Origin of the sequence: Dermabacter sp. Marseille-Q3180 (assembly GCF_940792985.1) — a bacterium.
Taxonomy (GTDB): Bacteria; Actinomycetota; Actinomycetes; order Actinomycetales; family Dermabacteraceae; genus Dermabacter; species Dermabacter vaginalis.
This window is the reverse complement of sequence record NZ_CALNWU010000001.1, coordinates 1,312,016-1,327,717: the sequence shown is the minus strand read 5'-3', so window position 1 is coordinate 1,327,717 and position 15,702 is coordinate 1,312,016. Positions and strand designations below refer to the sequence as shown.

The following is a 15,702-nucleotide window of genomic DNA, read 5'->3' as shown; positions in this document are numbered from 1 at the left end:
TGTCCTTAGTGTTCTACACGTGTGTGAGGGGGCGCATCGGGGTGGTCGACGCTCGCGAGATCTTCCGGCTCGGTGAGTGCCGGGCTTCGCGCATCAGATTTTGTGCGGCCGGCGCGGATCACGCCCGTAATCACGAGCGCGGCGAGAAGCACCATCGCGATGAGGGTTGTCCAGTTCTCCCACTCGGGGTTGACGCTCAGTTGGCTCTCGCGCGAATCGAGGACCACGTCGTCGCCGTTTGTAATCATCACCGTGAACGAGCCGCTGCCGCTGCGCACGGCCTCGACGGGGATCGCCTTATCGCCCGTGGTGAGCGCCGGAAGCGTGACGGGCTCGAGCGTAGCGCCAGCCTTTGCGATCCGGTGGGAAAATGAGACCGACGGGTTGAGCGTCACGGGTGTGGAAAAGCCGTTGTGAACGGTATAGGGGATCGAGGCCTCGTTCGAGACGAGATTGTAGGTTCCCGCGAGTGTCAATGAAATGCGCTTCGCGTTCGCTTCGGTGACCGTGTTGAGGTGTGCAAGTCGCGTGACGTGAGCGTGAGGATCCTCGAAAAGTGGGGTACTCACGCCCGAAGCCGCGAGCAAGATCGCCGCATAAAGGTAGCTCGGATCCTCGAGCACGGCGCGCACGTCGCCCAACTTCGTGAGGCTCTTTTCGACCCTTCCGCTCGCGCCGGCCGGCACCTTTTGGGCTTCGGGATCGATGCGGGCGGGGCTGGCGTCGGACTTCTCACCGATGGCGTGGAGCTTATTCACCTTGCCCACCCAATAGTTCCCACTCTCGCCGCTGATCGACGTGGTGCCTTCTCCTGCCTTTGCCGCTTTGACGAGGGTGGAAGCGGGCGCGTGCGTGACCCACGGTGCGGCGCCAAGGGCATCGAGCATGCGGGAGGTGCGTGCGGGGTTGAGTCGGGAGGTAGGGGAAGGGGCAAGCAGAATGGTGCGGGGGGCCGACGCTGACTCGCCCGCGAGGAGTGCCGTATCCGCGAGAGCCCGCTGAACGGACAGTTCGGGATCGTTGTGATCGGCAAGCCGCTCCGAAAGGCGCGTGAGCCGCGTGTCGTAGCCGAGGAGCGGTGTTGCCGGTTCGTCGCCACCCTCGACCTGCGCGTACCCACTCGGGGTGACGCTTGGGTTCAGGGACGAATAGAAGGATTCGGCGGGTACGAGAGCGGTCTGTGCTCCCGAGGTGCGTACGGCATTCGCGGTGACAGCCCCGGACTCGACGCGCATCAGGGTGGGGGCGGCCGCGAGGCCCGCGCTTTGTGCGGCTGAAGCGGCTTCATTCTCGAGAAGCCGGGTGGTCGAGCGGGCTGTTGCGGGGCTCGCGAGGGCAAAGGGGGCGAGTGTCACGTCGTGTGTTCTAGCCGCGTCCATGAGTGAGGAGCGGCGCTCGTCCCACGCAGGATTCGGCCCCCACGGTGTGCCTGCGGCGCGAGTGGTGGCAGGCATGCTCGGGGTTTCCTTGGCGCCGCCCGCATCCGAGGCCGGGGGCGCCGTGGGCGTTGCCGGGCTCGCGCTCGGCGATGGCGTGGGGGTTTTCGCGTCAAGACTCAAACGGGCTTCCTCAACAGTGCTCGTCCCTTCGGGCACCTTGAGCTCCGCGAGCATGGAGGGGTCGAGCCACCAGCTCACGTCGTCGCGTTGGGCAATCTCCCACTGGGCGGCGAAGGCGCCCTCGCGCACATCTTTTTCGAAAGCCTCCGGGTTGGTCGCCACGAGCGCGGGGTCGGTGGAGGCGAGGGGCGCGAGATAGGCGAGGGAAACACTCGGCGTGTGGTCAGCTGGTTGCCACACGAGGAACGTGCGAAGCGTCGCGACCGGGGTGGCGTTTGCGGAGGAATCTTCGGAATCGGGCGCCGTGGTGGCTCCCGTGACTGCCGTGAGAGCCACGCGGCGCGGGCCCCATAGCGACTCGTCGCGTGAGTAGCCGAGAGTGTCGGCGGGGATTCGCACCGTGAACTCGGCGGTTTCGCCTGGTGCGAGGGTGCGCGCAGCCGAGGTTCCGCGTACTGTCCCGCGGCGGGACGTCTGTGCCGGGGCGGTTGCCGACCACTCATCGGCGAGTGTGCGATCGGTGATGCGTGAGGTGAAGCTCGAGAGCTGGAGGGCCACATTCTCGAGCGGCGCATCCGTGGTGTTGGTGATGCTCACGCGGGCCTCGAGCGTGTCGCCGGGCCTTACCGCAGCGGGCGTAAGCGAAAGAAGGTCCAGGGTGAGCGGGGTATCGGCTTCCGGGGCTGGCCCGGGGGTGGGTGCGGGTTCCGACGGTAGCCCAGGTGCGGTCAGTGCCACATGTGCGGGCGGTTTCTGGCCGGTAGACTGGTAGGCTGCGGAGCCCGATCGGGCGAAAGCGCCAACGGGCGCAAGAGCCGTACACAGAATTGAATACAGTGCGACCATGACGAGGAGGGCGCGTAAGGCGCGCCGCGTCACGGATCGAAGCATGGAACCACTGTAGAGGGCGTGCCTTCGTGCCGCGTGCCAAACACGGGCTGCGTGCGCGCAGCGATTTGCACATCACAAACCAAGGTGAGGAATGACGTACGTGACTAATGGCGACACGCGCCGGGTGGAGCGCATCGGGATTGACACCGTTCGCACCCGCGCGCAGAGCATGTTTCGGGCGCTTCCAGCCTCCGTCCATGAGCTTGGCGAAATGTTTGAGGGGGCTGGTCAGGAGCTCGCTCTTGTGGGCGGGCCCGTGCGCGATGCCCTTCTTGGGCGCAGTAGCGATGACCTCGACTTCACGACGTCGGCGAGGCCTGATGAGACCGAGCGCATCCTTCGCGCATGGGTAGGTAAGCGCGGCGCGATCTGGGACATGGGCCGCGAGTTTGGCACGCTCGGCGCGCAGCTCGATGGCGTGAAGGTGGAAATCACGACGTACCGCACCGAGGAGTACGATCCGAAGTCGCGCAAGCCTCAAGTGGCATACGGCGACACGATTGACGGCGATCTTTCGCGCCGCGACTTCACCGTGAACGCGATGGCGGTGCGCCTTCCTTCGCTCGAGTTCATTGACCCATTCGGCGGTCTCGAGGATCTCGCCGCGGGGCTTCTTCGCACACCCGTTACCCCCGAGCAGTCCTTCAGCGACGACCCGCTGCGCATGATGCGCGCCGTCCGCTTTGCCTCCACCCTTGGTTTCGACATCGAGGAGGGCACCGCGCGCGCGATCGGGGCACTCGCCGAGCGCCTCACGATCGTGAGCGCTGAGCGCGTGCGCGATGAGCTCGTGAAGCTCATGCTTGGTGACCACCCGAGGAGCGCCCTCGAGCAAATGGTCGACCTTGGTCTCGCCGAGATCGTCCTTCCCGAACTGCCCGCGATGCGGCTCGAAATCGACGAGCACCACAGGCACAAGGACGTCTATACGCATTCGCTCACGGTGCTTGAGCAGGCGATTGACCTTGAAACGGGCCCCGAAGGACCGGTGCCCGGCCCCGATTTCATTTTGCGCTTTGCCGCCCTCATGCACGATTGCGCGAAGCCCAACACGCGCCGCTACGAAGAGGGCGGGGTCGTGACGTTCCGCTTCCACGAGGTGGTGGGTGCGCGCATGGCGAAGGCTCGCATGAAGGCCCTCAAGTTCGATAAGGAGACGACGAAAGCGGTTGCCCACCTGATCGAACTGCACCTTCGGTTCCACGGTTACTCTGACTCAGAGTGGACGGACTCTGCGGTGCGCCGTTACGTGACCGACGCGGGAGACCAGCTGGAGCGCCTCCACCGCCTCACGCGTGCCGATTGCACGACCCGCAATAAACGCAAGGCCCAGCGCCTCCGTGAAGCCTACGACGACCTCGAAAAGCGTATCGCTGAGCTTGCCGAGCAAGAAGAGATCTCGAAAATCCGGCCTGATCTGGACGGCCGCGCAATCATGCAGATCTTGGGGCTCGAGCCGGGGCCAGCCGTGGGAAAGGCTTACGCCTACCTTCTTGAGCTTCGCATGGAGGAGGGGCCGCTCGGCGAGGAGGAGGCCTCCAAGCGCCTTCAGGAATGGTGGGCGCATAATGGGGCGCACGACAGCGCCTCCGCGACGAGAGGAAACTCGAAGTGAGCGATAAGACGCCGAAGGGGACAAGCCGTACACGCTCGAGTGGGAAGCGTGCCGCACGCGCGGCGACGACCCCCGCGGCGGCGAGTTTAAGCCGCAGCCGCACAAAGCCGCGCCCCGAAACAACGACGCGCACTCCCGGCCGTCCCTCTGACGCACCGTCGTCAACGCCACGAGGTAATCGCAGGGCTAAGAACAAGCCCAAACCCACGAACCTTCTCAATTATCCCCGCGCGGGTAGGGAGGGTTTTTGGCGCTGGTGGCCATCGTGGCGACTCCTTTCCGCCGTTTTTGTGCTGCTCTTTTTCGCCGGCATCGGCTTCGGCGCGTGGCTGTATGCCACGACTGATGTTCCCGAGCCCACCGATATCGCGGTCGCCCAAACGACTCGCGTGTACTACGCCGATGGAGAGACTCTCCTCGGCGAGTTCAGCGACCTCAATCGCACGATTCTGCCCGCCGACGAGATTCCCGACAACGTCAAGGAGGCTGTCGTCGCCTCCGAGGACTCCACGTTTTACGAGAACCGCGGCATTTCGCCGAAGGGTATCGTGCGCGCCCTCGTGAATAACCTTTCTGGCGGCTCCCGCCAGGGGGCTTCGACGATCACCCAGCAGTACGTCGAGAACTACTACACGGGCAAGGTCACGTCGTATACCGGCAAGGTGCGCGAGATGATCATGGCCGTCAAAATCGATCAGGAGCTCGACAAGAACGAGATCCTTTCGCGCTACCTCAACACGATCTACTTCGGGCGCTCCGCGTACGGAATCGAAGAGGCGGCGCAGGCCTACTTTGGCAAGAGTGCGAGCGAGCTCGATGACGCCGAGGCCGCACTTCTCGTCGCCGTCATTCCCGCACCGAGCGCCTACGACCCGGCGAAGAATCCCGATAAAGCGAAAGCGCTCTGGCAGCGCGTCATCGACCGAGAGGTCAACGAGACGGGAAGCCTCACGAAGGAGGAAGCCGACAAGCTCAGCTTCCCCGAGACGATCGAATACAAACGTCAAAACTCCTTGCGCGGCACAAACGGCTACCTCATGATGGCGGTGCGCAAGGAACTCGAGGCGCGAGGCTTTGACGAGGACGACATCGACACGGGCGGCTACACGATCGTTTCGACGATCGACAAGCACACGCAAGACTCGACCGTCGAAGCGATCGCAAATCTCCCCGAAGACCGCCCCGAGAATAACCGCGTGGGAACCGTGAGCATCGACCCGTCAACCGGTGCGATCCGCGCGCTCTACGGTGGCAAGGACTACCTCAAGCAGCAGCGTAACGACGCTACCCAGTCGCGCATGCAGGCCGGTTCAACGTTCAAGGCGTTCACGCTTGTTGCAGCGCTCGAGGAGGGCTATAGCCTCCACTCCAACTGGGACGCCTCTTCGCCTAGGACCTTCAAGGGGTGGACCGTCAAGAACTTCGGCAATGTATCGCGTGGCAGCGTCGATCTCCTGACCGCGACGCGGCACTCCTACAACACGCCCTATGCGGCACTCAACGTTGACATGGGCGCCGAGAAGACGCGCGAAGCGGCCGTCAAGATGGGGCTTTCCGAGAAGACGCCCGGCCTCGACGACAGCCCCAGCAACGTTCTCGGCTCTGCTTCACCCACGATGCTTGAGCTCGCCAACGCTTACTCGACGATCGCCTCCGGAGGCATCAAACGCACTCCGCACATCGTCGAAAAAGTGACCAACGCTGACGGTTCGAGCAAGTACGCCTATAAGGATGACGGCGAGAGAGTTCTCAAGGAATCCACCGCCATCAACGCGACCGTAGCCCTTCAGGAACCCACGAGCTCGCGCGGATCGGCGAAGGTCGTTGCGAGAAAAATGGACGGCCGGCCCGTCGCCGGCAAAACCGGCACATCGAGCGCCTTCCGCTCGGCAGTGTTCGTGGGCTACACCCCGCAGCTCGTGACCGCGGTGGGGATGTTCCAGCCAAGTGCCGACGGCCGCACTGAAGAACCGCTCACCCCCTTCGGCCCGTGGGAGGACATGACCGGCGGCGGCGCGCCCGCGAGCATCTTCGTCGACATCATGACAAGCGTCCTCGACGGGCAGGACGAACTCGACTTCCCCGACGAAGTCGATACCGATGGCAAGAAGAAGCGGAAGAGGAGAAAGCGGACGCACGCGCCGCGCAGGACCACGCAGCCTGAGGCTCCTGCGCAGCCGTCGGAACAGCCGAGTGAGGAACCGCCCGCAACCGAGGAGCCTTCGGAAGAAGCGCCCGAGCCAGCGCCCGAGCCGAGCGAGCAGCCCACGCCATCGTCGAAGCCCGAGAAGCCCAAGCCCGAGCCCGAACCGAGCGAAAAGCCGAAGACACCGAAGGTGCAGCCGACGCGCGGCAACGACAAACCGGTCGAACCGACCGTGACGCCGAAAGAACCTCGGTAGCGGTGAGGTCCAGGCCACCGTCGGACCCCCTTCCCCGAACCCGGCCGAGCCGCTAGACTTGGGAAGTCTGTGGAAAACCGCAGGCGCATGCATGACCCTCCTGCCACGGAAGGACCGTGGCCGCGATAGACCACAGGAGGTGGGGATTTACACATGCGTAAGTACGAAATGGTCGTGATCCTGGACCCGTCGATCGACGAGCGTACCGTGGACACCACTTTTGAGAAGCTCATCAAAGTTGTTCCTGCTGAGGGCGGCACCGTCGACAACACCGACGTGTGGGGCAAGCGCAAGTTCGCCTACGAGATCGACAAGAAGCAGGAAGGCATCTACGTCGTCCTTAACTTCACCTCGAAGCCCGAGACCGCCAAGGAGCTCGACCGCCAGCTCGGCCTCAACGAGTCCGTTCTGCGCACGAAGCTCATGCGCGTCGACGAGAAGTAAAAACCTCGTTTACACGCTACACCGCACCACCAGCTGAAGGAGAGTCATGGCGAACGATACCGTCATCACCGTCGTCGGAAACCTGACCGCCGATCCCGAGCTGCGCTTTACGAACTCGGGCATTCCCGTCGCGTCGTTCACCGTCGCGTCGACCCCCCGCACGTTCGACCGCCAGTCGGGCGAATGGAAAGACGGCGAGGCTCTCTTCCTGCGCTGCTCCATCTGGCGCGATGCAGCCGAGAACGTCGCCGAGTCCCTCACGAAGGGCACCCGCGTGATCGTTCAGGGCCGCCTCCAGCAGCGCTCGTACACCGACCGCGAAGGCAACAACCGCACCTCGATCGAACTCCAGGTTGACGAGATCGGTCCTTCGCTCCGCTACGCGACCGCGAAGCCGACCCGCACTCAGCGCGGCGGCGGCAACTTCGGTGGCGGCTTCAACGGTGGAAATAATGGTGGCGGCAACTACGGTGGCGGCCAGGGCGGCTACTCCAACCAGGGAGGCTACGGCGGCAACCGCGGTGGCAACCAGGGAGGGCCGCAGGGCGGCCAGAACCCCGCCGATGTTGACCCCTGGAGCAACGGCGGCGCCGAAGAGCCCCCGCCCTTCTAAACCGCACCACTCGGCATACATCTTTGAAAATATCCATTCCATCCCGGGTCGAAAGCCCGGGCTCCCCTCACTCAAAGGAGCACCACGATGGCGAAGCCAGAGCTTCGTAAGCCCAAGAAGAAGCAGAACCCGCTTAAGAGCGCCGGTATCGAGAACATCGATTACAAGGACCCCGCAGTTCTGCGTAAGTTCATTTCGGATCGCGGAAAGATCCGTGCACGCCGCGTGACCGGCGTGAGTGTCCAGGAGCAGCGTAAGATCGCGAAGGCCGTCAAGAACGCCCGCGAGATCGCCCTCCTTCCCTACTCGACCTCCGGTCGCTGAGCCAAGGAAGGATAGAGAAACATGGCTACTACCAAGCTCATCCTCACCAATGAGGTTTCCAAGCTCGGCGGCCCCGGCGATGTCGTCGAGGTCAAGGCCGGCTACGCGCGCAACTACCTCCTGCCGCGTGGCCTCGCCACGCCGTGGACCAAGGGCGCTGAGCGCCAGCTCGAGCAGATGGCTGCCGCGAACTCGAAGCGTGCCGTGGCGTCGCTCGAGGACGCCCAGGCCCTCCGCGACGTTCTCCAGACCAAGCCGGTCGTTGTGGCCGAGCGTGCGGGCCAGAACGGCCGCCTCTTTGGCGCCGTGACCGCCGCCGAGGTTGCCGAGGCCGTCAAGGCTGGTTTCGATCGCGAGATCGATCGCCGTAAGGTCGAGTTCACCGCGCCGATCAAGTCGCTCGGCGAGTACACCGTGACGGTGCGCCTGCACGAAGAGGTTTACGCAAACCTCGTTGTCCAGGTTGTTGCCGCGAAGGGTGCGCGCGCCTGAAGGGCATAGCGTAAGCGCTCGCGTAAGAGCGTATGAGGAAGCGGCGGGCTTTGCGCCCGCCGCTTTTTTCTGCCATTTAGCGGTCAATCGCCCGAACCGACCAAGAAATTGAATACATTATTGGAATGACCTCCCCATCCTCACCCCCACCCACGGCCGGCGATCCCCACGAACACGGCCACCTCAATCGTTCCCTCACGCACCGCCAGATGGCGATGATCGCCATGGGCTCGGCACTCGGCACCGGGCTCTTTCTTGGCTCGGGCGACGCGATCGCGGTCGCTGGCCCAGCCGTGATCATCAGCTTCGCGATTGGTTCGGCCATCGCCATGACGATCGCTCTCGCCATGGGTGAGATGGCCTCGCGCCACCCCGTCCAGGGAGGATTTGGCACGCTCGCCGCGCGCTACCTCTCGCCGTTTTGGGGCTACCTTGTGCGGTGGCTCTACTGGATCGTGACAGTTGGCGTGACGGCCGCCGAGCTGTACGCGTGCAGCCTGTACCTGCAGTTTTGGGCGCCCGGTTTGCCGCAGTGGGCTGGAGTCGCGATTCTTGGCGCGATCGTGGTCGCGATCAACGTCGTGAGCGTGAAGAGCTTCGGCACGATCGAATTTTGGCTTTCGAGCATCAAAGTGATTGCGGTCGTGGTGTTCATCCTCGTGGGGCTGTGCCTCGTGTTCTTCGGCCTCCCGGGCACGCCCGCGGCGGGCGTTTCCAACTGGACGAACGACGGCGGCTTTATGCCCTTCGGCTTCAAGGGCGTGTGGGTGTCGATGGCGCTCGTGATGTTCTCCTTCGGCGGCATCGAGATGCTTTCGATCTCGGCGGCCGAGGCGAAGGACCCCGCGCGATCGATTCGCACGGCGGCGCAGTCCACCGTGGTCCGCTTGAGCTTCTTTTACGTCGTGGCGATCGGCATTATCGTGGCGCTTGTGCCGTGGAAAGAAGCCTCGGGGGCTTCGGGCGACGTGCGCCTTTCGCCGTTTGTCATGGTGTTCCATGAGCTCGGGATCCCCGCGGCGGCGGGCCTCACCAATCTCATCGTCGTGATTACGGCGCTCTCGGCCGCGAACGCGAACGTGTATGCGGGCTCGCGGTTCCTCCACTCGCTTGCCGCGGATTCTCTCGCGCCTCGCGTACTTGAGCGCACCACGCGCCGCGGCATCCCGCTTCCCGGCATCATTGTGCACGCGTGCGGGATTCTTCTCGTCGTGGTACTCGCGATGACGGGTATCGGCGGGCTGTTCCCGCTCATTATGTCGACCGTGATTTTTTCGGCGGTGATCGTCTGGATGCTCATTCTCGTGACCTACATTGTGTATCACCGTACGCGTGACGGCCTCGAGCTTTTCCGTATGCCCGGCGGCGTCGCGACGGCAATCGCGGGTATCGCGGGGCTGCTGTTCGTGTTTTCGACCGTGCTCGCCGTTGAGCGCATGCAGCTCGCGGCCATGGTGGGCGTGCCCTTCGTGGCGCTTGTCTCCCTCGCATACGTGCTCGTGTTCCGCCACCGCATTAGCGTTGAGGCCATCGACGCGAGCTTTGCGGAGGCTGAAAAGGCGCGCGCCGAATTCTCGTAACCTTAATCGCATGCCTTCGACACCTCAGCGGCGCTATGTGCCAATGCTCGATGTTGTGCGTATATCGGCGATCGTCGCTGTCGTAGGCATCCACTGTCTCGCGCCCGCCGCCACTGCTGAAAACGCCCCCTTGGCACTCGTTGTGTTCCGCTCGATGATGAACGTCGCGGGGCCCGTGTTCATCATGATCTCCGACGCCCTGAACCTCGCCCCCGTGGCGATGCGCAATGGAGCATGGCCGTTTCTGCGTTCGCGTTTCGCGCGGCTTATTCCCGCGACCATCGTATGGACGCTCGTGTATGGCGTTGTGATCAATGGAGTGGTTCTGGGTCGCGATTTGACCCCGGAGCGGCTAGGGCGTGTCTCTAAATAAGTGGTTGAGCCACTGGATGATGGCGCGGAGGACGGCTCCGGCGCGGTAGGTCAGGCCGTGCTGGTATGCGATCGCGCATCGGCTCTGTCTTGAGCAACTGAGCAAAGACCGCGCTAGACGCTCTCAGTTCCCCGAGGGTGTTAAGATGGAGGGGTGACATTGGTGCCGACACTCGTGATCCTTCGCGGTAATTCCGCGTCCGGCAAGTCCACGGTCGCCCGGCGGGTGCAGCGCGAGCTGCCGCGCGGCTGTGTTGCGGTGATCGGCCAGGACCATGTGCGTCGGGAACTGCTGTGGGAGCACGACTCAGGGCCGGGCGACACCATCAGCCTGACCGAGGTAATGGTGCGCCACTGTCTGGCGCGTGGCCGCATCACCGTCCTCGAAGGCATCTTTAGATCGGCCCGCTATCAGCAGATGTGCGAGCGGCTCATCGCCGGCCATGACGGGCCGTCGTTCGTGTATTACCTCGATGTCAGCCTCCCGGAAACGCTCCGGCGCCACTCGCTGAAGCCTATCGCCGACCATGTCAGCGATGAACAGGTCGCCTCCTGGTACGTCCCAAATGACGTGCTTGCACTGCCCGGCGAGGTCATCCTCGATGAGCGGCAAAGCGAGGACGAGCTGGTCGCACGTTTATTGAGTGACCTCGAGGGCCTTGCGCCTTAGACTCCGGCGATGAGCAGCTGGCAAGCAGATTCTTTGGCCGCCATGACAGATGCGCTTCCGGGCGCCGACATCGAACCCTACGGATCGGTGACCGACCCGGCGTTGCTCGATGGCTGGAGTGACCTCGACGTCGTCATCACCTCCCACGCAGCGTTCGAGGTCCAGGAGGCGCTGCAGGAACGGCTCTGGGCTTTTCAGTCGACGAGTGACGGCGATGCACAGGTTGTGCGCGCGGTCCTCGCCGATGGCCGACGGATCGACGCCACGATTCACGGCACGCCCGGAACGCTGCCCATGCCGCCTGCCGACAACCAGGTCCGCTTCGACACCGCCCTCGCAGCGGTGCGCTTCGGCCGCGGAAGCCACCTGATGGCCCTCCACCTCACCCTGGGCGTCATCCGAGAAGCGCTCGTCCATCGCATGGTCGCCGCCGACCGAACTGTGGGGACGACTCACCATCGCTCCGAGACCCGATATTGCGCAGACGCCCCTTTAGCACTGGAAGCACTCGCAGAGCCTCTCGGGCCACAGACGGCACTGGACGCCTACGAGCTCTACGGCGCCTGGAGATCCGCTACAGAACCGGGATACTCAGCCGACGCGGTCGGCCTGCAGGCCGTGATCGGCCTAGGGCGTGTCTCCTAAGTGTGTGGTGGCCCGGGGTGTGATGGTGGGTGGATGAGCCGACGAAGTGTGTTGTCCGACGTCCAGTGGGAGGCGATCCAGCCGTGCCTCCCTGCTCAACGTCCTTGGTCAGGACGGCCCCGGCGTGACCACCGCCAGGTGGTCGAGGGGATCATCTACCGCTATCGGTGCGGGATCGCTTGGCGGGATCTCCCGGCTGACTTCGGGGCCTGGCAGACGGTCTGGAAACGCCACCGCGCATGGTCAGCTGACGGCACCTGGGACCGCATCCTCGACGCGCTCCTGGTCCGTGCCGACGCGGACGGAGAGCTGGACTGGTCGGTCGCGGTCGACTCCACGATCTGTCGTGCTCACCAGCACGGCACGAACCTCGAGCGCACCACAGGGGGCATTGTGGAACCACAAGAATCTTCGCCACGAGCCGGCTGATCACGCGCTGGGTCGTTTCCGCGGCGGGCTGTCCACGAAGATCCATCAGCTCGTCGACGGACACGGCCTGCCCCTGGTGATCCTCTGCGGCCCGGGTCAAGACGGAGACTCCCCGATGCTCGGCCCTCTGCTGGACGGGCTGTCCGTAACCCGGCCCGGGCCTGGCCGACCACGCACGAGACCGGACATGCTGCGTGGCGACAAGGCCTACTCCTCCCGCGCCACCCGCCAGACCCTGCGGCGGCGTGGGATCAAGGCAGTGATCCCCGAGCCCCGTGACCACCAGCAGCACCGTCGCAATCGAGGCTCACGCGGCGGTCGCCCCGTCGGACTGGACACCGAGGCCTACCGCGGTCGAAACGTCATCGAACGCGGCTACAGCGACGTGAAGCAATGGCGCGGCCTGACCTACCGCGCCGGAGCCGTCCTCCGCGCCATCATCCAGTGGCTCAACCACTTATTTAGAGACACGCCCTAGTCAAAGAAGCGCTTATGGGGGATCAGTCCCCACAGCTGTACTTTCTCTGGCTCATCATGGGATTGTCCATCGTTACCCCCGTGCTCGGCTCTTTCGTTGCGCAGTCGAAAGCGCGTGCGTGGGCTGCCATGGGCGTGAGCCTCGCGTGGGGTTTGTCGGTGTACCTCGCTCCGAACGCGTTTGAGGCGGTCGGGCAACCCACCGGCGTGATTTCCGGGGCGGTGCTCACCTACTGGATTTTCTACGTAGGGCACTACCTTGCCGGTCACGTCGCGTTCGCCCACCCGGTCCGACGGCGCCTTGCCCCCGCCGTGCTCGCCCTCGGTATCGCGCTGCTCGCGGTTCTTGGCGTGTGTGGCGGCCTCGGTATCGAGAACGAGGGGTGGGGCAAGCTCGTCAGCGGCAACTATCGTTCACCCTTAAACGTCGGTGCGTCGTTTGCGCTTGTGGCGGGACTTCTTGCCGTGAGCCGCGAGTGGGAGGTTTCCGATCGTGTGCAGGGTGTGTTGCGGCGCCTCGGCGATGCGTCGTTCGGCGTGTTTCTGTGCCATTTCGTTGTGCTCATAGGTGTGCGCCTCCTCGTGCCCGGACTCGACTCGGGCGGAACGCTCGCGTGCGTGGGCGCCTGGGTGCTCGTGCTCGGGCTTTCGTGGGTGTTGTCGCTTATCGCGGCGCGAATCCCTTGTGTGCGTGCGGTGTTTTAGCGGCGAGGCCCACTAAGGCGCCTGGCAGCCGTCGGAACCCGCCCACCCCTCGAGCGTGCGGCTTTTCCTTCACAACCTCCACAATTTGCCGAGTCTTTACTTTCGAGGCGTGGCGGGGGAAGATGTTTCCGCACGCTCTTCCCTCGTGCCGATTCTTAGAGGAGATAATCCATGTCGATGAGGTCCATCTTCCGCGGCGCATCCGCCGCCTTTGCCGCAGCGCTCATGCTCGCGTCGTGCGGCGCCACAGGCAGTGAGGTTGCGAAGCCCAGCGAGACGCCGAGTGCTGCCCCGGAAACCACGACGGCAAGCCCCACCGCGATTCCCACGGCTGAGCCGAGCTCAGAGGCGAGTGATGAACAAACCGAAACTTCCGAGCCGAGCGAGTCGCCGAGCAGCGAGCCGAGTGGGAAGCCTTCGGCCGAATCCGGGGGAGAGGTCACTTCGGCCCCTGCCATGGTTGCCCACATCACGAGCGACGATGAACCCGAGATCGGTGATTTTCCCGTCTCGAAGGATGTGATCGCCAAGGCGATCACGGACGTCGTTCCCGATGGCGCCTCGGCAAGCGTCGAATGCGATTCAGACGTGGACATTACGGCCGGTAAACCGAAGACGCACTGCACCGTAAAGGGCGAAAACAAGGCGACCGAGGCCTACGTGTACGGAACGTTTTCGAGCGTGCAAGGTACCGGCCTCCTGGTCGGTTTCGAGAAAGACTTCGACCCCTCGCTTACCGCGAATCTGACCGAAGCCGGAACCGAAGTGTATGCCTACGGCGCGGGCGGAATGTGGGCGGCTGACGCACCGGTTGATGGCGCAAACGTTTCGAAAAAAGCGCTCAAGGCGATGGAGGCCTTCGAGATCCCGGTTTCGAAGTTCGAATGCACGGGTGAAATGTTCATTCCGGAAGGTCGCAATTCGCAGGTGTGCCCTGTCGAAGCTGAATGGGGCAAGGGCGAGGCGACCGTGATTGCGGCAACGATCCTCAACGCGCAGGAATCGGGTGTGCTCGTTGTTCTCCCGACCCCCGCGGACGGCTGACGCACACACCCGTGGCGTTGCCCACCTGGCCCGTGCGCGGATTCGCGCGCGGGAGTCGGTGCGGCTATATTAGGGAGCGCTTCGATCTCGGTGTGCCGTGAAACCCGGTGTCGAAGTACTCGCGCAAGTGGCGGAATTGGTAGACGCGCACGGTTCAGGTCCGTGTGCCTTTGCGGGCGTGGGGGTTCAAGTCCCCCCTTGCGCACTCCATGCGGGCCCCTCCTTCGGGAGGGGCTTTCGCGTATTCGCACACGGTGACCGAGAGGGGCGAGCGCCATGAGTGAGGAGCCGGGCGCACGCGCGCACACGAATGCCTGGCTTGGCGCCGTGGGGGAGGGTGCGGGATTTATTCCGACGGCTGCCGATCGGGCCGCCGCTGCCGGCGTCTTTGACAACCTTCCCCTCGCGGGTGCACAGCTCGAGCTTCCGGACGTGCACGATCCCGACTGGTGGATTAAATCGCGCATTTCCTCCGGCGAATTCGATCGCGAGGCGCTACTGCCCGCCGCTGTGGTGCTGCGCAAGGAACACGATATGCTCGCGCATACTCTTTGCTCGCTCCCATCAGAAGACGCGGTGCGCGAATACCTCGAGGACTACAACGCTCGGGCGCGCCGCGAAAATAGCGCGGCGGTGCAAGAAGTGAGGCCTCCCTCCGGTGTGAGTGCCGAGGCCCCGCTCCTTGCGCCCATCGCCGATGTTGAGGAATGGATCGCTCGCTGGCGCCGTACCCGCGAGCCTTGAGAGCCCGCCCCACTCGAGGGTGCCGACACCGTGTGACCGGCACTGATGTGGGGATTGCCTCCCCTGCTTTCTCCACTTTCAGGGAAGGGAAGGAGGCGCCGCGGCGAAGGGATCCGAATCGCTGTTGGTATGGGCTGTGTATTCGGCCTTCGCGAGGGCCCGATCACGCGCCTCGATGCCACACAGGGAGGCAATGAGCGCGGCGGCCATGTCCATCCCTGCAGCCACGCCCGAGGACGTCCACCGATCGCGATCTTCCACCCACCGGGCCTCGGGTTGCCAGGCAACCGTCTGCCCGAAGGTGCGCGCCCACTCAAATGCCGCTTTATTGCTCGTTGCCCGGTAGCCCTCGAGCAGTCCAGCGGCCGCGAGCAGCGCCGAGCCCGTGCACACGGAAACGACGAGCCGTGCGCGCGTGCCGACCTCGGTCAGCCACGCGAGGAAAGGTGCATCGTCGACGAGCCCACGCGTCCCGGGCCCTCCAGGGACGAGCAGGATGTCGACCGGCTCCTGTGAGAGCTCCCGGAACGAACGCCGACACTCCATGCGAAGGCCCTGCGCGCTCGACACGAGACCGACCTCGGGCCCCACAAAGTCAAGCGTGATGCCGTCAACGTGACTGAGGAGTTCGACCGGCCCGCAGACGTCAAGAAGCTCGAATCCGTCAAAAAGGACGACGCTCACTTGTCTCGTCAT

Annotated in this window: 17 protein-coding genes and 1 tRNA gene; 15 read left to right on the top strand and 3 right to left on the bottom strand. The window is 64.2% G+C overall.

The window, feature by feature from the left end:
• Positions 1-5: 5 nt before the first annotated feature.
• Entirely contained in the window at positions 6-2,450 is a 2,445-nt protein-coding gene (locus NBW56_RS05950; protein ID WP_250258400.1) for a DUF6049 family protein, read from the bottom strand.
• A 91-nt stretch (positions 2,451-2,541) separates the two neighbouring features.
• On the opposite strand from NBW56_RS05950, the gene NBW56_RS05945 reads away from it, so the two are divergent.
• From NBW56_RS05945 to NBW56_RS05885, 12 genes are all read left to right on the top strand, one after another.
• Positions 2,542-4,065, top strand: coding sequence for a CCA tRNA nucleotidyltransferase (locus NBW56_RS05945; RefSeq protein WP_250258399.1), 1,524 nt, complete (start codon positions 2,542-2,544; stop codon positions 4,063-4,065).
• A complete protein-coding gene (locus tag NBW56_RS10145) occupies positions 4,062-6,467 on the top strand; it encodes a transglycosylase domain-containing protein (protein WP_284346095.1) in 2,406 nt (801 codons plus the stop codon). Before NBW56_RS05945 ends, NBW56_RS10145 begins: the two co-directional genes overlap by 4 nt.
• Positions 6,468-6,620: 153 nt before the next feature.
• The gene (gene rpsF, locus NBW56_RS05930) at positions 6,621-6,911 is read left to right on the top strand and encodes a 30S ribosomal protein S6 (RefSeq protein ID WP_016663509.1); all 291 of its coding nucleotides are present in this window, start codon (positions 6,621-6,623) and stop codon (positions 6,909-6,911) included.
• A gap of 46 nt (positions 6,912-6,957) precedes the next feature.
• Entirely contained in the window at positions 6,958-7,524 is a 567-nt protein-coding gene (locus NBW56_RS05925; RefSeq protein WP_034371286.1) for a single-stranded DNA-binding protein, read from the top strand.
• 87 nt (positions 7,525-7,611) lie between these two features.
• Positions 7,612-7,848, top strand: coding sequence for a 30S ribosomal protein S18 (gene rpsR / locus NBW56_RS05920; RefSeq protein WP_016663507.1), 237 nt, complete (start codon positions 7,612-7,614; stop codon positions 7,846-7,848).
• Positions 7,849-7,869: 21 nt separating this feature from the next.
• On the top strand, positions 7,870-8,340 hold the full coding sequence (rplI, locus tag NBW56_RS05915) for a 50S ribosomal protein L9 (RefSeq protein ID WP_065248615.1): 471 nt from the start codon (positions 7,870-7,872) through the stop codon (positions 8,338-8,340).
• Between the two features lie 125 nt (positions 8,341-8,465).
• A complete protein-coding gene (locus tag NBW56_RS05910) occupies positions 8,466-9,920 on the top strand; it encodes an amino acid permease (RefSeq protein ID WP_250258398.1) in 1,455 nt (484 codons plus the stop codon).
• 10 nt (positions 9,921-9,930) lie between these two features.
• The gene (locus NBW56_RS05905; protein ID WP_250258397.1) at positions 9,931-10,293 is read left to right on the top strand and encodes an acyltransferase family protein; all 363 of its coding nucleotides are present in this window, start codon (positions 9,931-9,933) and stop codon (positions 10,291-10,293) included.
• A 153-nt stretch (positions 10,294-10,446) separates the two neighbouring features.
• Positions 10,447-10,962 carry an AAA family ATPase gene (locus NBW56_RS05900; protein WP_250258396.1) on the top strand — a complete coding sequence of 172 codons (516 nt, stop codon included), beginning with the start codon at positions 10,447-10,449 and terminating at the stop codon, positions 10,960-10,962.
• 9 nt (positions 10,963-10,971) lie between these two features.
• Positions 10,972-11,607: a hypothetical protein gene (locus NBW56_RS05895; protein ID WP_250258395.1), complete on the top strand. Its 636-nt coding sequence runs from the start codon at positions 10,972-10,974 to the stop codon at positions 11,605-11,607.
• Between the two features lie 33 nt (positions 11,608-11,640).
• Positions 11,641-12,514 (top strand): IS5 family transposase gene (locus NBW56_RS05890; RefSeq protein ID WP_250258394.1). Its coding sequence is split into 2 segments (ribosomal slippage): positions 11,641-11,991 and positions 11,993-12,514, totalling 873 coding nucleotides; the frame shifts between segments, so codons are not numbered across the junction.
• Positions 12,515-12,528: 14 nt separating this feature from the next.
• Positions 12,529-13,218: an acyltransferase family protein gene (locus NBW56_RS05885; protein WP_284346094.1), complete on the top strand. Its 690-nt coding sequence runs from the start codon at positions 12,529-12,531 to the stop codon at positions 13,216-13,218.
• Between the two features lie 155 nt (positions 13,219-13,373).
• Here NBW56_RS05885 and NBW56_RS05880 read toward each other — a convergent pair whose 3' ends face one another.
• Positions 13,374-13,661, bottom strand: a complete 288-nt coding sequence (locus NBW56_RS05880; RefSeq protein ID WP_250258392.1) for a hypothetical protein — start codon at positions 13,659-13,661, stop codon at positions 13,374-13,376.
• A gap of 13 nt (positions 13,662-13,674) precedes the next feature.
• Between NBW56_RS05880 and NBW56_RS05875 the strand changes: the two genes are divergently transcribed.
• The 3 genes from NBW56_RS05875 to NBW56_RS05865 all read left to right on the top strand — a co-directional run bounded on the left by NBW56_RS05875 (position 13,675) and on the right by NBW56_RS05865 (position 15,006).
• Positions 13,675-14,262: a hypothetical protein gene (locus NBW56_RS05875; RefSeq protein WP_250258391.1), complete on the top strand. Its 588-nt coding sequence runs from the start codon at positions 13,675-13,677 to the stop codon at positions 14,260-14,262.
• Positions 14,263-14,383: 121 nt separating this feature from the next.
• Positions 14,384-14,467 (top strand) — tRNA-Leu (locus NBW56_RS05870).
• Positions 14,468-14,538: 71 nt separating this feature from the next.
• Entirely contained in the window at positions 14,539-15,006 is a 468-nt protein-coding gene (locus tag NBW56_RS05865) for a DnaJ family domain-containing protein (protein ID WP_250258390.1), read from the top strand.
• 78 nt (positions 15,007-15,084) lie between these two features.
• Here the strand turns inward: NBW56_RS05865 and NBW56_RS05860 are convergent, their stop codons facing one another.
• On the bottom strand, positions 15,085-15,702 hold the full coding sequence (locus NBW56_RS05860) for a DJ-1/PfpI family protein (RefSeq protein ID WP_250258389.1): 618 nt from the start codon (positions 15,700-15,702) through the stop codon (positions 15,085-15,087).

What these genes read in the sequence shown, in the direction of transcription:
- NBW56_RS05895 (WP_250258395.1), top strand. Translation starts at nt 10,972, where the DNA reads ATGAGCAGCTGGCAAGCAGATTCTTTGGCCGCCATGACAGATGCGCTT.
- NBW56_RS05875 (WP_250258391.1), top strand. Translation starts at nt 13,675, where the DNA reads ATGGTTGCCCACATCACGAGCGACGATGAACCCGAGATCGGTGATTTT.
- NBW56_RS05950 (WP_250258400.1), bottom strand. Translation starts at nt 2,450, where the DNA reads ATGCTTCGATCCGTGACGCGGCGCGCCTTACGCGCCCTCCTCGTCATG.
- NBW56_RS05925 (WP_034371286.1), top strand. Translation starts at nt 6,958, where the DNA reads ATGGCGAACGATACCGTCATCACCGTCGTCGGAAACCTGACCGCCGAT.
- NBW56_RS05865 (WP_250258390.1), top strand. Translation starts at nt 14,539, where the DNA reads ATGAGTGAGGAGCCGGGCGCACGCGCGCACACGAATGCCTGGCTTGGC.
- NBW56_RS05945 (WP_250258399.1), top strand. Translation starts at nt 2,542, where the DNA reads ATGACGTACGTGACTAATGGCGACACGCGCCGGGTGGAGCGCATCGGG.
- NBW56_RS05860 (WP_250258389.1), bottom strand. Translation starts at nt 15,702, where the DNA reads ATGACGAGACAAGTGAGCGTCGTCCTTTTTGACGGATTCGAGCTTCTT.
- NBW56_RS05905 (WP_250258397.1), top strand. Translation starts at nt 9,931, where the DNA reads ATGCCTTCGACACCTCAGCGGCGCTATGTGCCAATGCTCGATGTTGTG.
- rpsF (WP_016663509.1), top strand. Translation starts at nt 6,621, where the DNA reads ATGCGTAAGTACGAAATGGTCGTGATCCTGGACCCGTCGATCGACGAG.
- NBW56_RS05885 (WP_284346094.1), top strand. Translation starts at nt 12,529, where the DNA reads ATGGGGGATCAGTCCCCACAGCTGTACTTTCTCTGGCTCATCATGGGA.
- rplI (WP_065248615.1), top strand. Translation starts at nt 7,870, where the DNA reads ATGGCTACTACCAAGCTCATCCTCACCAATGAGGTTTCCAAGCTCGGC.
- NBW56_RS05910 (WP_250258398.1), top strand. Translation starts at nt 8,466, where the DNA reads ATGACCTCCCCATCCTCACCCCCACCCACGGCCGGCGATCCCCACGAA.
- rpsR (WP_016663507.1), top strand. Translation starts at nt 7,612, where the DNA reads ATGGCGAAGCCAGAGCTTCGTAAGCCCAAGAAGAAGCAGAACCCGCTT.